This window comes from Paraburkholderia caffeinilytica (genome assembly GCF_003368325.1).
In the GTDB taxonomy this organism is placed as follows: Bacteria; Pseudomonadota; Gammaproteobacteria; order Burkholderiales; family Burkholderiaceae; genus Paraburkholderia; species Paraburkholderia caffeinilytica.
On sequence record NZ_CP031467.1, the window covers coordinates 2,339,656 to 2,356,915 of the forward strand.

15 protein-coding genes are annotated in these 17,260 nt (G+C 63.2%); 6 read left to right on the forward strand and 9 right to left on the reverse strand.

All coding sequences use genetic code 11. The annotated features are described in order from the left end of the window. Window positions 1-4 precede the first annotated feature (4 nt). The 4 genes from DSC91_RS26725 to DSC91_RS26745 all read right to left on the reverse strand — a co-directional run bounded on the left by DSC91_RS26725 (window position 5) and on the right by DSC91_RS26745 (window position 4,127). Window positions 5-841: a sensor histidine kinase gene (locus tag DSC91_RS26725; RefSeq protein WP_115781606.1), complete on the reverse strand. Its 837-nt coding sequence runs from the start codon at window positions 839-841 to the stop codon at window positions 5-7. A 433-nt stretch (window positions 842-1,274) separates the two neighbouring features. Continuing rightward, a complete protein-coding gene (locus tag DSC91_RS26730) occupies window positions 1,275-2,045 on the reverse strand; it encodes a ferredoxin--NADP reductase (protein WP_074285705.1) in 771 nt (256 codons plus the stop codon). A gap of 722 nt (window positions 2,046-2,767) precedes the next feature. Then, window positions 2,768-3,565 carry an endonuclease/exonuclease/phosphatase family protein gene (locus tag DSC91_RS26740; RefSeq protein ID WP_115781607.1) on the reverse strand — a complete coding sequence of 266 codons (798 nt, stop codon included), beginning with the start codon at window positions 3,563-3,565 and terminating at the stop codon, window positions 2,768-2,770. Between the two features lie 67 nt (window positions 3,566-3,632). After that, a complete protein-coding gene (locus tag DSC91_RS26745; RefSeq protein ID WP_115781608.1) occupies window positions 3,633-4,127 on the reverse strand; it encodes a hypothetical protein in 495 nt (164 codons plus the stop codon). Between the two features lie 294 nt (window positions 4,128-4,421). Between DSC91_RS26745 and DSC91_RS26750 the strand changes: the two genes are divergently transcribed. Further along, window positions 4,422-5,399, forward strand: coding sequence for an AAA family ATPase (locus DSC91_RS26750; protein ID WP_115781609.1), 978 nt, complete (start codon window positions 4,422-4,424; stop codon window positions 5,397-5,399). On the opposite strand, the gene DSC91_RS37660 is transcribed toward DSC91_RS26750, so the two are convergent. Next, window positions 5,366-5,644: a hypothetical protein gene (locus DSC91_RS37660; RefSeq protein WP_162831472.1), complete on the reverse strand. Its 279-nt coding sequence runs from the start codon at window positions 5,642-5,644 to the stop codon at window positions 5,366-5,368. The two genes, DSC91_RS26750 and DSC91_RS37660, sit on opposite strands and share 34 nt — an antisense overlap. A 245-nt stretch (window positions 5,645-5,889) precedes the next feature. On the opposite strand from DSC91_RS37660, the gene DSC91_RS26755 reads away from it, so the two are divergent. Beyond that, window positions 5,890-6,996, forward strand: a complete 1,107-nt coding sequence (locus DSC91_RS26755) for an NAD(P)/FAD-dependent oxidoreductase (RefSeq protein ID WP_115781610.1) — start codon at window positions 5,890-5,892, stop codon at window positions 6,994-6,996. 213 nt (window positions 6,997-7,209) lie between these two features. Continuing rightward, window positions 7,210-7,521, forward strand: a complete 312-nt coding sequence (locus tag DSC91_RS26760; protein WP_115781611.1) for a high-potential iron-sulfur protein — start codon at window positions 7,210-7,212, stop codon at window positions 7,519-7,521. Window positions 7,522-7,688: 167 nt separating this feature from the next. Here the strand turns inward: DSC91_RS26760 and DSC91_RS26765 are convergent, their stop codons facing one another. Both DSC91_RS26765 and DSC91_RS26770 read right to left on the reverse strand, forming a co-directional pair. After that, window positions 7,689-9,206, reverse strand: coding sequence for an amidase (locus DSC91_RS26765; protein WP_115781612.1), 1,518 nt, complete (start codon window positions 9,204-9,206; stop codon window positions 7,689-7,691). A gap of 30 nt (window positions 9,207-9,236) precedes the next feature. Further along, entirely contained in the window at window positions 9,237-9,938 is a 702-nt protein-coding gene (locus tag DSC91_RS26770) for a dienelactone hydrolase family protein (RefSeq protein WP_115781613.1), read from the reverse strand. A gap of 270 nt (window positions 9,939-10,208) precedes the next feature. Here DSC91_RS26770 and DSC91_RS26775 point away from each other — a divergent pair, with 270 nt between their 5' ends. From DSC91_RS26775 to DSC91_RS26785, 3 genes are all read left to right on the forward strand, one after another. Further along, window positions 10,209-11,312, forward strand: coding sequence for an NAD(P)H-dependent flavin oxidoreductase (locus DSC91_RS26775; RefSeq protein ID WP_115781614.1), 1,104 nt, complete (start codon window positions 10,209-10,211; stop codon window positions 11,310-11,312). Window positions 11,313-11,745: 433 nt separating this feature from the next. Then, window positions 11,746-12,891, forward strand: a complete 1,146-nt coding sequence (locus DSC91_RS26780; RefSeq protein ID WP_115781615.1) for a branched-chain amino acid ABC transporter substrate-binding protein — start codon at window positions 11,746-11,748, stop codon at window positions 12,889-12,891. A gap of 153 nt (window positions 12,892-13,044) precedes the next feature. Continuing rightward, complete coding sequence (locus DSC91_RS26785; protein WP_115781616.1) at window positions 13,045-14,049, forward strand: cupin-like domain-containing protein; 1,005 nt, start codon at window positions 13,045-13,047, stop codon at window positions 14,047-14,049. 91 nt (window positions 14,050-14,140) lie between these two features. On the opposite strand, the gene DSC91_RS26790 is transcribed toward DSC91_RS26785, so the two are convergent. Both DSC91_RS26790 and DSC91_RS26795 read right to left on the reverse strand, forming a co-directional pair. Next, window positions 14,141-15,772, reverse strand: coding sequence for a collagen-like triple helix repeat-containing protein (locus tag DSC91_RS26790; protein WP_115781617.1), 1,632 nt, complete (start codon window positions 15,770-15,772; stop codon window positions 14,141-14,143). A gap of 257 nt (window positions 15,773-16,029) precedes the next feature. Further along, the gene (locus tag DSC91_RS26795) at window positions 16,030-17,241 is read right to left on the reverse strand and encodes an MFS transporter (RefSeq protein ID WP_115781618.1); all 1,212 of its coding nucleotides are present in this window, start codon (window positions 17,239-17,241) and stop codon (window positions 16,030-16,032) included. Between the last annotated feature and the right edge of the window lie 19 nt (window positions 17,242-17,260).

Below are 17,260 nucleotides of genomic sequence, written 5' to 3' on the forward strand. Positions count from 1 at the left end.
GTGCTCACGATTGCAGCGCGCGACGCTCGGCGCCTGGTGCGCTCGCCAGCATCGCGTCCCACGCAAAGCGCGCCTGCACGAGCGTGCCGCGCGACTCGTTGCCGCTGTCGCTGCGGCGTGAACCGATTCGCCGGGCGCTGATCCGCAGTGTGCCGTCGAAGGCGGCGCAGCGGGCCTGCATGCCGCTCAGGCCGAAATGACCGCGACGGCTGCGGACGGCGCGCGTCAGGCCGATGCCGTCGTCGCTGACAATCAGCGTCAGGTGACGGCGGCCCGTTTCGATCCGCACGTCGGCGGATTCGGCGCGCGCATGCTTGGCAATATTGTTCAGTGCTTCCTGGGCGACCCGGAATACGGCCAGTGCCGCGTCGGTGGGCAGGCGCGTGAGCCGCACGTCGGCGGCGCAGACGAAACTCGTGCGCAGGTTCGTGCGCGTGGCGAAGTCGCCGGTCCATTGCGCCAACGCCCCGACGATGCCCGCTTCGAGCGACGGTGCGTGCAATTCCGCGACGGCCTGCCGGCTGGCGGCGCACACGGCGTCGAGCGAGCGATTCGCAACGGCAAGCGCGGCCGCGCACTGCGGCGGCGCATCGGCGGGCAGCCAGGTTTCGACGCCGGCAAGGGCGAAACGCGTCGCGGTCAACTCGGCACCGACGCCGTCGTGCAGTTCGCGCGCCACATGGCGGCAGGCCGCTTCCTGCGCCTGCACGAGCTCGGTCGACAGTTCGCGCACGCGGGCGCGCAGTTGCGCGAGTTCGCGCTCAGCGGCGGACGGCGGCGCGGCGTGTGCAAGTGAAGGCGGAATGTGAGCGCTAAACGGGACGACGGTCGACGTATCCATGACTTTCCCTCTCAGGAAGCAGTGTTAACGGCGAAGCGGATGCGCATCGGCGGCGCGAAGACAAAAGAACGCATGCGAGTCTCTGGCCTCCAGGAATGTGCTTTACACGTTGTGCGCGACGGACAAATCGCTACGGTGCGGCGTAACGAAATTTACATTCAGTAACAATATCGTTGTGTCATGACCGACATGTTAAACCGACCGATCATGCGCCGGGATAATATCTTAAAAAAAGAAAAAATTCAGACGCACCAAGGGTTAGCGCCTATATTTCGCGTGATGGTTGATGTTTGGCGGCGACATGTTTGTAGGAATAATGCTGACGCCAAATGTTAGGACAAGCGCCCTGATTTGTAACTGGGCAAAAAAAAGGAGCCCGAAGGCTCCTTTTTTGCTGAGTACGCGGCGCCGGCCGCGAAATCTGAGCGTCCGCTTAGCCCACGAACGCCTTTTCGACCACGTAGTGACCCGGCGCGTTGTTGCTGCCTTCCTGGAAGCCCAGGTCGTCGAGCAGCTTGCGCGTGTCGCGCAGCATGTGCGGGCTGCCGCACAGCATCACGCGGTCGTCTTCGAGCGAGAAGCCCGGCACGCCGAGGTCGGCGAACAGCTTTTCGGTTTCGATCAGTTCGGTGATGCGGCCGCGGTTCTGGAACGCTTCGCGCGTCACCGTCGGGTAGTACAGCAGCTTCTCCTGCACCAGCTCGCCCAGATGCTCGTGCGCCGGCAGGTGATCCGTGATGTATTCCTTGTACGCCAGTTCGTCGACGAAACGGCAGGTGTGCGTCAGGACCACGCGCTCGTAGCGGTCGTAAATGTCCGGATCTTTAATGATCGACATGAACGGCGCGAGACCCGTGCCGGTGGACAGCAGCCACAGCGTCTTGCCCGGCAGCAGGTTGTCGGCCATCAGCGTGCCGACCGGCTTCTTGCCGATCAGGACTTCGTCGCCGACCTTCAGGTGCTGCAAGCGCGACGTGAGCGGGCCGTCCTGTACCTTGATGCTCAGGAATTCAAGGTGCTCTTCGTAGTTCGCACTTGCAAGGCTGTAGGCGCGGATCAGCGGCTTGCCGTCGACTTCGAGGCCCACCATCGTGAACTGGCCGTTTTCGAAACGGAACGACGGGTCGCGCGTGCAGGTGAAGCTGAAAAGCGTATCGGTCCAGTGATGGACGCTCAGGACGGTTTGTGAGTTCAGGTTGCTCATGGCTTCTTGGATAGTGCGAAAACAAAGGCGGCCAGTCGTTTTAGCCGGCCGGCACGGCAAGGGCGATGCTGCGCTAACCCGAGATCGGGAATCACGCGCAATCCGCTATTTTACCGCGCCCGCTGCCCGAGGGCGGTGGCGCGGCGGTTGAGCGTGGTGAAGCGGGTTACCGGACCTGGAAGCGTCGGCGCCGGTTACGGATACGATCGGCGCCGCGAAGTACGCTGGCGTGGTTGCAGCCGCGCTTCGGCAAGGGTACGGCGATGGGCGAAAACCGCGCAGGGCGGCTGCCATCGGTTGTCCGGGATGCGCCGGATAGGCGCGCCGCGCGGGCAACATTTTCAGGATGATACCGAAACCCGCCGTGCGCCGCAGCATTGACCCTGCTAATAAAACTGGCAAAAGCGCGAGAGATCGGGGCAAAACGTGAGGGAAACGCGGTGGAGGGGAGGGAGATGCAGCCGCTTTTGTCAGTGGCTGCCTGCAACCTTTGGTTGGTACACAGAAAAGGATTGATGGTCTGTTGAATCGCTGGAATCTCTTTCTGGGAAAGGCAGATGGCGTGTCATGTCGTGATTACTCCGAGTGACGCCCGGATGAGACTGCCATCACGCTGTCCGCCGCAATTTCATGCCGCGCAAAGCGCATTGCGTGTTGTGTTTTGAGAACGCCAAACGAGGAAATCGCAGCGGCGCTGAACCGGACGCCGCGCCGAGGTTAACTCACTCGACCCGCAACCGCGCCATATACGGCAAGTGATCCGACAGCCACGCCGTTTCCTGCGTCGGCTGAATCCACTCGACCGGCTCCATGCCGCGCACGAACATCTTGTCGAGCGCAAGCGCCGGCGAGAAGGCCGGAAATGTGCGCCCCGATTCGCCAAGCAGCGTTGCCACTTCCTGCAGGCCGTGTTCGGCGAAGAGCGGCACCGAGTCGTTGCGCCAGTCGTTGAAGTCGCCGGCCAGAACCAGCGGACCTTCCGGCGCTTCCTTCGCGATCCAGTGCGCGATCCAGTTCATCTGCCGCAAGCGCGCCGAGCGCGTGAGCGCGAGATGCGCGCACAGCAGCGTGACCGAATGACCGCCGAAAGTCGCCCGCGCCACCAGCAGTCCGCGCTTTTCGAAGCGATGCGCGGAGATATCCCAGCGTCCGCCGAGATCGAGCGGATGCGGCGACAGAATCGCATTGCCATGGCGCCACGACGGTTTGAAGACGTTCGGCCCAAGCGCTATTTCGAGTTCGGCCGCGCGTGCGATCTCGGTGGCCTGGCAATGCCATACATCGCTCAACGGATCGGCGAGCGGCGAGCCGAAACTGCTTGCCAGGATTGGCGAGGGCATGCGCCGCGCCATCGCTTCCTGTAAAAAATACGCGTCCGCATGGGTTGACTGAACCCAGCGCTGCATCGCCTGCCAGGCCTGAAAGCCGAGCGGCGTGCGGCCTTTATGCAGATTCCAGCTGACCGCAATGAAATCCTTGGGCGCTGCGCTCTCGCGGATCAATTCTTCTGGGTTTCGCATGCCGCGTTGTCCACGTGTTCTGTTGGGGCTTCGGTTGTTCGATTCAGTTCGTGCGATTCGCATTGCACTAGTTGGCGCTGTTCGCGAGGCTCGCACGCACGCGATAGACCAGGTTCGGATTCTTGTCGACGATCGTCCAGCTGACCCATTGACCTGGCGGCAGCTTCAGGCCCGGATGGCTCGCGCTCACCTGACGCGGTTGCGGCGGCAACTTGCAGCCGGTGTCGGTTTGTTGCGCGACGTCTTCCTCGAATGTTTCCTGGGCTTCGATCGACAGCGTGACCGCGCTCGCGTCCGCCTGCAGCGGCGAGATCGTCAGCGTGCGCGCCAGATCGATGCTGCCGCCGGGCTGGTCTTTGCAGCCGACGTTGTGCTGGACCATCTTGTGATGCGTGTCCGTGCGCGCCTGGCCGACGGTGGTGGTGCCGTCGAACGAATCGATCTGCTGGCCGTCGCGCATGATCTGCAACTGCCATTGCACGACCTGTTGCGCCGCCCCTTGTTGCGCGTTCGCAAGCAGCGAAGTGCCGAGCAGCACGGCCACGATACTGGTTTTCCACATTGAAGGATTCTCCGGTCACTGCGTCCGGCAGAGTAGTCAGGAGGCCATCTTACGCCTGATGGGCTCAACACTTTTCTGACACTTCAAACGGGGCCAGGTTCTGCAACACACCATTTCCAATGAGCGAGTGAATCGCCAGGGGAGCTTCGTTCCGGGCCTCGCGGAAAACGGGGCGTTGTTAGCAGCAGACCCGCATGACTGCTGGCTTGCACCCGAATATGTCCTCGTTACACTGGACTTGAAACGGCGCACGCGAAGCGCCGCAGCAGCAAGGCCAGCCAGACGGGGTGTGCGATGACAACAGCAATGATCAAACAGGAAATCGCCGTGGCATCTTTCAGTCGGGTGTACGACCTCGATCAGGTCGAGACCGCGCTGAACGAACTCGGCGAAGGCGCGAACGAGGCGCTGCGAGCCACTTACGAAAAGATGCTGAAAACCGGCAATCTGCGCTTCTGCGTCAAGCCGAACCGGATGCCGTCGATCGACGATCTGATCGACGCGCTGCCCAACTTTTCAGCGCCGCTGGACGACATCCGCAAGCAGGTCGCCTTGTGTCTCGAGACCGAAGACCGGCTCGAACTGATGCCGATTCTGCTGCTCGGCGACCCGGGCATCGGCAAGACGCACTTTGCCAAACAGTTGGCGCGCCTGCTCGGCACCGCCTATCAATACGTGGCAATGAGCTCGCTGACGGCGGGGTGGATTCTGTCGGGCGCGTCGTCGCAGTGGAAGAACGCGAAGCCGGGCAAGGTGTTCGACGCGCTCGTGAACGGCAGCTATGCGAACCCCGTGATTGCCGTCGACGAAATCGACAAGGCCACCGGCGACTCGCAATACGATCCGCTCGGCGCGCTTTACGCGTTGCTCGAGCATGACACGGCGCAGACCTTCATCGACGAATTCGCCGAGATTCCGATCAATGCCGGCCACGTGATCTGGATCGCGACCGCGAACGACGAGCGCTCGATCCCGGAGCCGATTCTGAACCGGATGAACGTGTATGAAATTCCGCCGCCGGATCATGCCGGTGCACGCCGTATCGCTCAATCGATCTACGACGAGATTCGCTCGGCGCATAACTGGGGTCTGCGCTTCCCCGAAACGCTCGGCGATGCCGCTCTCGATGCGCTGAAGCCGGCTTCGCCGCGTGAAATGCGGCGCGCGATTCTGAATGGCTTCGGCGCGGCGCGCATCGACGGGCGGGATGAAATTGAAGCCGGCGACATCAGGCTGGATTACGGAAATCGGCGGAAACCGATCGGTTTTTGAGTGTTTTTGCCCTGTTTTTGCAGGAAAACCGCCTTCGGGCGGCTTGTTCCGACATCGAACAGGCGTTTCACGCTTAAAACAGGATGAATGTCGTAGCAATTGTTGTGAATTTCGAAATCCGAGCCGGTTTCCGTGCGTCCGTCTCGCGCCATACAGATGTCGGCGGCGACGTGGGCGCGATGGCTGGCAACGGCTGGAGGACGTGGGGCGACGCCATCGCCGGCATGAAGAATCGAGCGTGGCAAGCGTCGGCGGCGTACACTGATCTTGTCCGGCCCATAGGTTTAAGCCCTGCTCGAGACCGAATGCCCGCAGTCGTTCGCCTGCGGGCATTTGTGTCTGTGCAGCGTCGTACAATTTTGTAATGCGGTTGCGTAAGGCCAGATGCGTTCGACAGCGAGCGGTGTGCGGTCCTCGATAGCCGCACCCTGTCTTCATGATTATCGGGTGAACGAGGCAGCGCGCGGCGAGGTTGGCCGCGTCAAGGGACATGGATCAAATCGAATGTGTGGTGATCGGCGCTGGCGTCGTCGGTCTTGCCGTGGCGCGGGCATTGGCGGCGCGCGGGCGCGAGGTGATCGTGCTGGAAGCGGCCGAAGCGATTGGTGTGGGCACCAGTTCGCGCAATAGCGAAGTGATTCACGCGGGGATCTACTATCCGCGCGGCTCGCTGAAAGCGGCGCTGTGTGTGCGCGGCCGTGAGATGCTCTATGACTACTGCGTCGAGCGCAACGTGCCGCATTCGCGCTGCGGCAAACTGCTGGTCGCCACCTCGCGCAATCAGATTCCCCAGCTCGAAAGCATCATGGCGAAGGGACGTGATAACGGTGTGCTCGACCTGATGCGGATCGATGGCGACCAGGCGCAAGCACTCGAGCCCGCGCTCGAATGCGTGGAGGCCGTGTTCTCGCCGCAGACGGGCATCGTCGACAGTCACCAGTTGATGCTGGCGATCCAGGGCGACGCAGAGCGCGACGGTGCGGTGTGTGCCTTCCATGCGCCGGTCCAGGCGATCGAAGCGAACAACGGCCGCTTCATCATCAAGGTGGGCGGCAGCGCGCCGACCACGATCAGTGCAGCCTGCGTAATCAACAGCGCCGGTTTGTATGCGAATGCGCTGGCGCGCACGATTCGCGGCCTCGACGCGCGGCACGTGCCGCCGCTCTATCTCGCGCGCGGCAACTACTTCAGCATCTCGGGGCGCGCACCGTTCAGCCGCCTGATCTATCCGATGCCGAACGAGGCCGGCCTCGGCGTGCATCTGACAATCGATCTCGGCGGCCAGGCGCGTTTCGGTCCGGACGTCGAATGGGTCGATGCGATCAATTACGACGTCGATCCGCATCGTGCGGAGTCCTTCTACGCGGCGATTCGCGCGTACTGGCCCGCGCTGCCCGACGGCGCCTTGCAGCCCGCTTATGCAGGCATTCGTCCGAAGCTTTCCGGCCCGGGCGAGCCGGCCGCCGACTTCGTGATTCAGGGTCCGGCCGCGCACGGCGTGCGCGGGCTCGTCAATCTGTTCGGTATCGAGTCACCGGGATTGACGGCCTCGCTCGCGATCGCGCAGCGTGTCTGCGAACTGAGTGGCCGCGCTTGATTGTCGCACCCGTCGCGTTCTTGCCCGGCGGCTCGCCCTGCGGCTCACGTCATGCGTTCGGCGGGCATTCCGTGCGCGTAACAAGCGCGCGAGGTAGTACCAATTCGCTTATCTCTATCATTTGGACCGTCACGCGCGACGGCTTCATTGCTATCCTTGGGGACCGCTGTCATCAGAACGGCGATCAGTTCAATATAAATGGAGTGAGTCCCCATGAAATCTTCCCGTCGTACGTTTTTGATCACCAGCATTGGTGTGGCATCCACGTTCGCTCTGTCGCGCCAGGCTTTTGCCGACGCACCGAAGGTTGCCGAGACCGATCCGACCGCACAAGCGCTCGGCTACAAGGCCGACGCGACCAAGGTCGACAAGGCCAAGTTCGCGAAGTACGCAGCGGGCCAGGATTGCGGCAACTGCAGCTTCTACCAGGGCAAGCCGACCGACCCCTACGCGGGCTGCCCGATGTTCGCGGGCAAGCAGGTCGCGCGCACGGGTTGGTGCAGCGCATATAACAAGAAGGCCTGATCGCGCTTTCGCCGCATACACATTCAGTGTCGCGGCAAATGCGACGCAACATCGCGGCGCCGCACTGAGGTCCGCTCATCGAGGCGTCTGCCGCTCTGCGCGACAGACGCCTTTTTGCTGCCTGAAAACCGCCAGGGCGTTCTTTACGCTCCAGACACGCGCGCCGTCTAGCTGCGCGCCTGTATCAGCGGTGGCCGTTTGTCGAACCACGGCCGCGCCGCTTCGAGTTGCGCGGCCAGCCGCAACAGCGTTGCCTCACCGCCGTCGCGCGTGGCGAACTGCACGCCGATCGGCAGCCCGCGAGCGTTCCAGTAGAGCGGCACCGACATTGCCGGTTGTCCGCTCAGATTGAACAACTCCGTGCATCCGGCCCACGCGAACGCCTTGTTCGACGCTTCGGTCAGCAGCTTCTTCATGAGGGCTTCGAGCGGCATCGTCGTGACGGCGTGCATCTGCATGCGCTCCGCGGAGGTGGGGTGCATTTCGCCGATCTTGATCGGCGCGCCGGCGAGCGTCGCGCACAGGATCACGTCGTAGCGGTTCAGCAAATCGGTGAGACGTTCAGTGATACGACGCTGTTCTTCGAGCGCGCTGGGCAGCCCGCGCTCGCCGAGTTTGCGGCCGACATGCGCCATTGCCCACGTCGAGATTTCGAATTCGTCGCGCAGCGGTTTGCGGCCGGTGATGCGATCGGCGTGCAGCACCATCTCTTCGGCGGTCACGGACCAGAGCATCAGGAACGCATGGCGGACCGCCGCGAAATCGATTCCAAGCGACACCGGTTCGATGTTGTGGCCGAGCGAACCGGCGAGTTGCGCGGCGTCTTCCAGCGCGGCGCGCGCGTCGGCGGAGAGCGAGGGCGCCAGCATCGAATCGGTGACGTAGGCAATGTTCAGCGGTTTGCATGGTTCGCGGCTGGCGCCAAGGAACGTGCCCTGTGCGCCGAGTGGTCGGTCCGCGTTGCCCGCCAGCAGATCGAGCAGCAATGCACTGTCGCGCACGCTGCGCGATACCGCGTGATCGACGCCGAGCTCGCCGACCGCGGCCGGTGTCGCACGCGGCACGCGTCCGCGGGAAGGCTTGAGGCCGAACAGTCCGCAACACGAAGCGGGAATGCGGATCGAGCCGCCGCCGTCCGATGCATGCGCGAGCGGCACGATGCCCGCGGCGACCGCCGCGGCCGCACCGCCGCTCGAACCGCCAGGCGTGTGGTCGAGATTCCACGGATTGCGGCACGCGCCGAACAATTCGGGCTCCGTATAAGGCATCTGACCGAGTTCGGAGGTGCTGGTCTTGGCGAAGATGTTAAGACCGGCCGCTTTCGCGAGCGCGACGACCGGTGCGTCTTCGGTAGGAATGAAGTGCCGATAGTGACGGCTGCCCATCGCCATGCGCAGCCCGGCAACCGGCGCGCCCAGATCCTTGATCAGATAGGGCACGCCTGCGAGTGCGGCTTGCGTGCTTCCGCTATCCGTATGGTTCGCGCCGTTCGCCCGGTTTGCATCGTCACGCGAGGCACGCTGACGCGCGGCGTCGTAGTCCTTCAGGACGATCGCATTGATCGCGGGATTGACGGCCTCGGTGCGGGAGATCGCGATGTCCAGCAATTCCCGCGCGCTGACTTCGCGACTTCGAACCAGTTCGGCGAGGCCGATGGCGTCATGGGCGAGATAGTCTGATTGCACGGCGGAGGGCCCCTCGCTATCTATCGCGTGTTATGCCAGCCGTTCGCCGAGGAAGGTCAGCGTGCGGCCATGCGCGAGCGCTGCGGCGGGCTGGTTGTACGACGCGCGATCCGAGCAGTTGAAGCCGTGATCGGCATTCGGATAAATGTTGAATTCCGCATCGGCACGACCGGCGAAGCGCTCCTGAATCTGGCCGACAGCCGAGAGCGGGATATGCGCGTCGAGTTCGCCGTAGTGGAATTGCATCGGCACTTTGATCTTCGCGGCCTGATCGAGCTTGTTCTGGATGCCGCCGCCGTAGTATGCAACCGCGCCGTCGAGCGAACCTTGCGCGGCAGCCAGATACGCGAGCTGACCGCCGAAGCAGAAGCCGATTGCCGCAACCTTGCCGGTCACTTCCGGCATTGCGCGCAGCGCCGCGGCGGCTGCGCCGATATCGGCCACCGCCTGGTCGACATTGGTCTTTTGCATCAACTCGATGCCTTTCTCGCGGTCCGCTCCGCCATACGTCAATTCGACGCGCGGCTGCACGCGCCAGAACACGTCCGGGGCGAGCGCGACGTAGCCGTCTTGCGCGTACTGATCCGCGACCGAGCGGATGTGGCTGTTCACGCCGAAGATTTCCTGAATGATGATGACGGCCGGTCCCTTGCCGCTTTTGGGCAACGCCAGATAGCCGCCGAAACTGTCATTGCCGGCGGGAATGTCGATCCAGCGGGAAGTCGTGCTCATGGTGCTCTCCATTTACTCGTGCGTCGGTGCGCGGGGCGGTCTGAATGAATGCCTGAGGCTTGAATGCCTGAGACGGGCGGTCAGTTTGCCATCAAAAGAAGCGCCTTGCAGCGAGGCCGCGCGGCCTGGCGACGTCCGCAGCACGGCGATGATCTCGTAAGGCGAATGAAACATTCTCGATAATTCATTTCTCCGCGCGCGCATGGCTCGGTAGAGTCCAAAGTCCTGGCTCGTCGATGCTGCGAGCGCTTTGCCGGAGAGGAATCGATCATGAATGAAGGCAGTTTTGTGACGCCGTTTGCGGCGCGTTTCGAATTACGGGTACCGGTGGTGCAGGCGCCGATGGCGGGCGGCGCGACGACGCCGGCGATGGTGGCGGCGGTATCGAATGCCGGCGGTCTCGGCTTCCTCGCGGCGGCGGCACTGTCGCCCGAGAAGATCGCGAGCGAAGTCGCGGCGATTCGCGCGCTGACGGATCGGCCCTTCGGCGTGAATCTGTTTGTACTGGAGCCGGCCGCGCCGGACGAAGCCACCATGCGCCGCGCGCTCGAAGCCATCGATCCATTGCGCACGGATCTCGGTTTGCCATCGGGCCAGCCGCTCGAACGCTATGCGCCGGATTTCCGCGCGCAACTGGAAACGCTGATTGAATTGCGCGTGCCGGTGGTGAGTTTCACATTCGGATTGCTCTCAGCTGCCGACGTCGCCCGACTGCATGAAAACGGACTATATGTAATAGGCACCGCGACGCATGTTGCCGAGGGTGTCGCCTGGCGCGACGCGGGGGCTGACGCGATCGTCGCGCAAGGGGCGGAGGCGGGCGCGCATCGCGGCACCTTCATCGGTGCATTCGAGGACGCGCTGGTCGGCACGATGGCACTCGTGCCGCAACTCGTCGATGCGACTGGCCTGCCGGTGCTGGCCGCCGGCGGCATCATGGACGGACGCGGCATCGTCGCCGCGCTCGCGCTCGGCGCGCAAGCCGCGGTAATGGGCACGGCGTTCCTCACTTGTCTGGAGAGTGCGATACCGCAGGCATGGAAAACCCGAGTGCGTTCAACGTCCGATACGTCGACCTCAGTGACCCGCGCGATCACCGGCCGTCATGCGCGCGGCATACGCAATCCGTTGATGCTGCGCTTGAGCGAGTCGATGAACAAGGTTGCGCCTTATCCGGTGCAAAACGCCTTGACGCAGGAACTACGACAAACCGCGAGCCGCGCGGAAAACAGCGACTATCTGTCTCTATGGTCAGGACAGGGCGCGCCGCTTGGCCGCAAGCGCCGGGAAGGTCTCGGCGCTGCCGAACTGGTCGGGCAACTCGAGCAGGAATGGCATGCTGCGGCAGCACGGATCGGCGCGCTCAAACGTTGATTCAGGATGGCTCAGGCGCGCCTCGCCGCAACCGGCGGCGCGCCTTGTTTTTAAACATAAAGTCTATTCGAACCATTAACGGTTTAGCGTGCTAAAAGCTTTAGGCCGTGCTGTTAGACGAAAGGCTTACCTAGCGGAAACCCGCATGGGCTGGTGCTTTCCAGCCTCTCTTTCCAGCCGGAATCGGCTCCTGTTGGATAAACGCTATTAGTGTTCATCCCACTTCCTCAAAAAAGTCCCACAATTTAATTTGATGGCCTACACTTGCGCGCAAGTACGGTTTGCCGTCTGCCACAAACAGTCTGGTGAACGTGCTGGCCAAGTGCATGAACGATGCAACCGGCGTGGTCGTCCACGGGACTGAGCGACACGTGTAGGGAAGCGGGGGCACAGGGCGATTACGTTGTTTTTGGGACCGAAACTGGAGACTTACATGAACATCAAGATTCAAAAGCTGTTGCCGATCAGCGCTGCGGCCATGTTGTTTGCGTCGTTGGCAACGGGCGCGGTGGCGGACGAGGTCGTCAAGATCGGCCACGTTGCACCGTTGACCGGCGGTATCGCTCACCTGGGTAAAGACAACGAAAACGGCGCACGTCTGGCTGTTGAAGAAATCAACGCCAAGGGCCTGACGATCGGCGGCCAGAAAATCACGCTGCAACTCGACGCACAAGACGACGCAGCTGACCCGCGTACGGCTACGCAAGTTGCGCAGAAGCTGGTTGACGATAAGGTCGTCGCAGTGGTCGGCCACTTGAACTCGGGCACCTCGATCCCGGCTTCGAAGATCTATAGCGACGCTGGCGTCGTGCAGATCTCGCCGTCGGCAACGAACCCGGCCTACACGCAACAAGGTTTCAAGACGACGTACCGCGTCGTGGCGACCGATGCGCAACAAGGTCCGGCACTGGCTAACTACGCAGCCAAGGGCCTGAAAGTGAAGAGCGTCGCGATCGTCGACGACTCGACCGCTTACGGCCAGGGTCTCGCCAACGAATTCGAAAAGACCGCCAAGTCGCTGGGCCTTAACGTGATGTCGCATGACGCGACGAACGACAAGGCTGTCGACTTCCGCGCGATTCTGACGAAGATCAAGGGCGAAAACCCGGACGCGATCATGTACGGCGGTATGGACGCAACCGGCGGCCCGTTCGCCAAGCAAGCCAAGCAGCTCGGCCTGCGCGCGAAGGTGCTGGCAGGCGACGGCGTGTGTACCGACAAGCTGTCGGACCTGGCTGGCGACGCAACCGACAACATCGTCTGCTCGGAAGCCGGTATGGCGCTCGAGAAGATGGCTGGCGGCGCAGCGTTCCTCGCCAAGTATCAGAAGCGTTTCGGTCAGCCGATCCAGATCTACGCTCCGTTCACGTATGACGCTGTGTACATCATCGTCGACGCTATGAAGCGTGCGAACTCGACCGATCCGGCGAAGATCCTGGCACAGATGCCGGCGACCGACTACAAGGGTGTGATCGGCGAAACCACGTTCGACTCGAAGGGCGACCTTCAACACGGCGTGATCTCGCTGTACAACTACAAGTCAGGCAAGAAGACGCTGCTCGACGTAGTGAAGATGTAAGAGCCGCATGATCGAAGACAGCTTTGTTTGTCTTCGAGCAAGCAGTTAAAAGGCACGCGCGCCGCATGGCTCGCGTGCCTTTTCTTTTGGGCGGTTGCACGAGAGGCTGGCGGGTTTGAGAACATCGTTTGGGAGAATGCCGTGACCACTGTGATGCGTTCGATCGACAACGGCTGGCGCCGCTGGATTGCCGAGAATCTGCTGCTCGACGCACCGCCGCCCGCCGTGCACGGTGCGCTGATTGGACATGGTTTCGACCCTGCCGACGCCGCGCGCGAAATCGAGATCGCGCTCGCGAGTCCTTACTTTGAGGGGGCAGTGCGCTTGCGCAATCGTTTGCGCAAGCGCGAATGGATCTTGTCGGTGTACGGCGCGCTCAATCGCATGCGCGCCGGAAGCGGTGTGATCGAACGGCGCGAGCAGCTATTGCGTGACGAGTTCTTTGAGCAGTACTACTTTCAGAACCGGCCGGTCATCATCACCGGCGCTTTCGATTTCTGGCCGGCGCGCACGCAGTGGAGTTTCGACTACTTTCGCGAGCGGTGCGGAGATTGCGAAGTCGAAGTGCAGTTCGGGCGAGAGTCGGATGCGAATTATGAAATCAATCAGCCGAAGCTCAAGCGCACGATGCGCTTTGCCGATTATGTCGATCTCGTCGAGCGTAGCGGTCCGACTAACGATTTCTACATGACCGCGAATAACAGCTCGCACAATCGCACGGCTCTTGCCGCGTTATGGCCGGACGCGCCGACTATCCGCGAGTATCTCGATGCCGGGTCGCCTGATACGGGTTTTTTCTGGATGGGACCGGCGGGAACGAAGACGCCGTTTCACCATGATCTGACCAATAACTTCATGGCGCAGGTGATCGGCCGCAAACAGATCAAACTGGTTCCGTTGTCCGATACGCCGCATATGGCGAACATGCTGCATTGTTATTCCGAGGTGGACGGCAGTGCGATCGACTACGAGCGTTTCCCGTCGATGCGCAATGCGCATTTGATCGAATGCACGCTCGGGCCGGGTGAATTGCTGTTTCTGCCGATCGGCTGGTGGCATTACGTGGAAGGACTCGATGCATCGGTGACGATGACGTTCACCAATTTTCTCGAGCGCAACGACTTCTCGCGCGACTACGTGACGTATCACGAACTGTGACAAAAAAACGGCGAGCCGGTTGACCCGGCTCGCCGCCCCCCTTTGACGCTTGTTTTTTCGCGTCTTTATTTGCTGTCGTTTTTCGTATTCGTTACTTCTTCGTCGTCAGACCGCCCAGACCGCCGAGCAAGCCGCCGCCCGTGGTGGTGGTGCCCGTCGAGCTCCCCGAACCGGTCAATGCGCCGGTGACGGTGCCCAGCAAGCCGGTGATCGGCGCAAGCGGGTTGCTGGTGCCGCCCGTGCCGCTAGTGCCGCCCGAGCCCGCAGCCGACCCGAGCGCGCCTGTCAGCGACGACACTGCCGACGTCACCGGCGCCAGCGGATTGCTACTGCTGCCGGCCGCGCCGCTCAATGCGCCGGTGACCGAATTCAGCACCCCGGTCAGCGGTGCCAGCGGATTGCCGCTGCTGCCTGAGCCACCGCCGATGCCACCGAGACTGCCGGTCACCGTATTGAGGACGCTGGTCAGAGGGGCAAGCGGGCTGCTGCCTGCGCTGCCGCCAATGCCACCGAGACTACCCGTCACCGTGCTGAGGACGCCGGTAATGGGCGCAAGCGGGCTGCCCGAACCGCTGCCGCCGGTCAGGCCGCTGCTCAGGGTGCCGGGCAACGCGGTGAGAATGCTGGTCAAGGGCGCCAGCGGGTTGCCGGTACTACCGTCGCCGCTACCCGGATTCAGGATGCCCGTGAGGCCGCCGAGCGGGTTGCCGCTGCTCGTGCCGCCCGCGGTCAGCAGGCCGCCGGCGGACGTGACGGTGTCGCCGAGCTTGGTCACGACATTGCCCAGGTTCTGGCCGATCGGGTTGTTGGTCGCGTTGCTGACCTGGGTGCCCGCGGTGTCGAGGCCGTGACCGATGGTCGACAGCAAACCGTTCAGGGGAGCGCCGAGTCCGGTCGTGTCGCCGACGGTTTGGGTCGTTTGTGCGAGTGTGGCGGTGATCGGCGTGATCGCGGTGCCGACGGTTTGCGTCACTTGCTGGACTGGACTGTTCGTCAGTTGCGAGGTCAGTTGCGTGCCAAGGCCGCTGACTGCAGTACCGAGCGTCGAGACCGTGCTGCCGAGCGGCGTGGTCAGCGGACTGAGCGGTGCCGTGGGACCGCTGCCGAGACTCGTGACAAGCTGGCCGGCGCTGTTGACGGCCTGACCTGCGTCATATACCAGGCCGCCGCCGCTCGCCAGCGTCGTACTGAGCGGATCCGCGGAATTGCCGAGCTGGCCGAGGCCGTTTGCGGCACCTGTGCCGAGCACGCCCACGCCTGCGCCGAGATTCGAGACGACGTTGCCCAGCGCGGTCGTGGTGGCAGGGTTCGCGCCGGGGATCGGCGTGAGGCCGATCTGGCTGCCGATCGAGGAGACGGTTTGGCCGGCTGCGGTAAGCACGTTGCTGGTGTTCTGGACGACGACGCCGATCGGATTGGCGCTGCTTGGCGTGGGGGTGGGAGTTGGCGTCGGCGTCGGCGTCGGAGTAGGTGTGGGCGTAGGCGTCGGTGTTGGCGTGGGCGTAGGCGTAGGTGTCGGAGTAGGCGTTGGCGTCCCGCCGCCAGAGCCGCTTCCCGAACCCGAACCCGAGCCGGAACCCGAGCCGGAACCCGAACCGCTGCCGGCATCACTTCCCAAGGCGCTTGACGTGCCCGGTTTGACCAACGTGCTTCCGCATCCGGTCAGTAAGATCATCGACGTCACGCACATGGCGATCGCCGACAGTTTGAAATGGTGATTCATGCTCTGCTCCCCCGTAATTTGAAAATTGCCGGGGAGCTAACCGCAAGGCCTATGCCATTCGCGCTTGCAGGCTCGGCGAGACGGGAAAGGTAATATAAATCAATGGGTTATGAGCATGTGCACTAGGCGGTGAAGATGTTGGGGCCGCCGATGTGGCGGGGAACACATCAGCGTGCGGGGCTCGCGTAACGTAACGTAAGAACGCCGGTCTTCATATGGCCCGACGCGCGCCAATGCAGAAGGAGCGCGCGTCCGCGTCAGATCTTCAAACGCCGCAGCACCTTCGGACCCGCGATCGCGATCAGCGCCGAGCACACGGCCACCACGGACAACCCGATCGGCAAGCTGGTCGCCTGCGTCACCGCACCGATGATCACCGGCCCGAGCAGCAGCCCGAAGTACGCCAGCCCGGCAACATGCGCGAGTCCTTCGGCCGCGTGAATGCCTTTGACGCTCGCCGCCGCCGCGAACAGCACGGGCATCATGTTCGCGAGTCCGAGACCCATCAGCGTGAAGCCGATGAGGGCAGCGACCGGATTCGGCAACAGTAGCGCGCCGACCATCCCCGCGCAGGCAAGCGACGCGCTCGCCATCACCAGTTGCGGTGCGCCGAAGCGGGCGCGCACGGCGTCGCCGGCGAAACGGGCCGCTGCCATGCCGCCCGAAAACGCCGCGTAGGCCGCGCTCGCGAGGGCCGGCGTGGACAGCACGACGTCGCGCATGTAGACGGTGGCCCAGTCGTACATAGCCCCTTCGGCGATCAACGCGACCAGCGCTATGACGCCGAGTGCCCACAAGGCCGGCGAGCGCCAGCGGTTGGCGCGTGGCGTGGCGGCGTCGGGATGGTCGGCGTGCGGCACGTGCGGCAGGACGGAAGGGCACGCGGCAATCAGCACCAGGGCACTGATTGCCGCGGCCAGCGCGAGGTGTACCGCCGGCGCCATGCCACGCGCCAACAAGACGCCGCCGACCGCCGCGCCGAACATCCCGCCGACGCTGAACATGCCATGTAGCGACGACATGATCGGCTTGCCGAGCGTTTTCTCGACAGCGCTGGCTTCCGCGTTCATCGCGACGTCGAGCGTGGCCATGCCCGCGCCGAAGGCGGCCAGCACGATCAGCAACATCCAGTAAGCCGGCACGATCAGGATCAGCGCCGCGCACGCCGACATCACCAGGCCGCCGGTCAGGCAGGCGCGGCGCGTGCCGACCCGCGCAATCCATGAAGCATTCGCCGCCATTGCGCCGATCGAACCGCCGGCCACAGCCAGCAACGCGAACGAGAGCATCGCCGCGTTCAGATGGAAGCGGTCGCGCACAGTCGGCACATGCACCCCCCACGACGCGTACATCATGCCGGCGATGAAGAACACCGCCATCGTGGCGATACGGGCGCGCTGCCGTGCGGTGCCGGAGAGATCGCGATGAGCTGCAGGGAGGGCGGCGAATTCGGAGGAGCGGTCGGACACGGAAATCTCGTGGAGGGGG

Excerpts from the sequence above, each read along its gene's own strand:
- DSC91_RS26780 (WP_115781615.1), top strand. The coding sequence starts at position 11,746 with ATGAACATCAAGATTCAAAAGCTGTTGCCGATCAGCGCTGCGGCCATG.
- DSC91_RS26760 (WP_115781611.1), top strand. The coding sequence starts at position 7,210 with ATGAAATCTTCCCGTCGTACGTTTTTGATCACCAGCATTGGTGTGGCA.
- DSC91_RS26755 (WP_115781610.1), top strand. The coding sequence starts at position 5,890 with ATGGATCAAATCGAATGTGTGGTGATCGGCGCTGGCGTCGTCGGTCTT.
- DSC91_RS26740 (WP_115781607.1), bottom strand. The coding sequence starts at position 3,565 with ATGCGAAACCCAGAAGAATTGATCCGCGAGAGCGCAGCGCCCAAGGAT.
- DSC91_RS26775 (WP_115781614.1), top strand. The coding sequence starts at position 10,209 with ATGAATGAAGGCAGTTTTGTGACGCCGTTTGCGGCGCGTTTCGAATTA.
- DSC91_RS26730 (WP_074285705.1), bottom strand. The coding sequence starts at position 2,045 with ATGAGCAACCTGAACTCACAAACCGTCCTGAGCGTCCATCACTGGACC.
- DSC91_RS26785 (WP_115781616.1), top strand. The coding sequence starts at position 13,045 with ATGCGTTCGATCGACAACGGCTGGCGCCGCTGGATTGCCGAGAATCTG.
- DSC91_RS26745 (WP_115781608.1), bottom strand. The coding sequence starts at position 4,127 with ATGTGGAAAACCAGTATCGTGGCCGTGCTGCTCGGCACTTCGCTGCTT.
- DSC91_RS26750 (WP_115781609.1), top strand. The coding sequence starts at position 4,422 with ATGACAACAGCAATGATCAAACAGGAAATCGCCGTGGCATCTTTCAGT.
- DSC91_RS26790 (WP_115781617.1), bottom strand. The coding sequence starts at position 15,772 with ATGAATCACCATTTCAAACTGTCGGCGATCGCCATGTGCGTGACGTCG.
- DSC91_RS26770 (WP_115781613.1), bottom strand. The coding sequence starts at position 9,938 with ATGAGCACGACTTCCCGCTGGATCGACATTCCCGCCGGCAATGACAGT.
- DSC91_RS26725 (WP_115781606.1), bottom strand. The coding sequence starts at position 841 with ATGGATACGTCGACCGTCGTCCCGTTTAGCGCTCACATTCCGCCTTCA.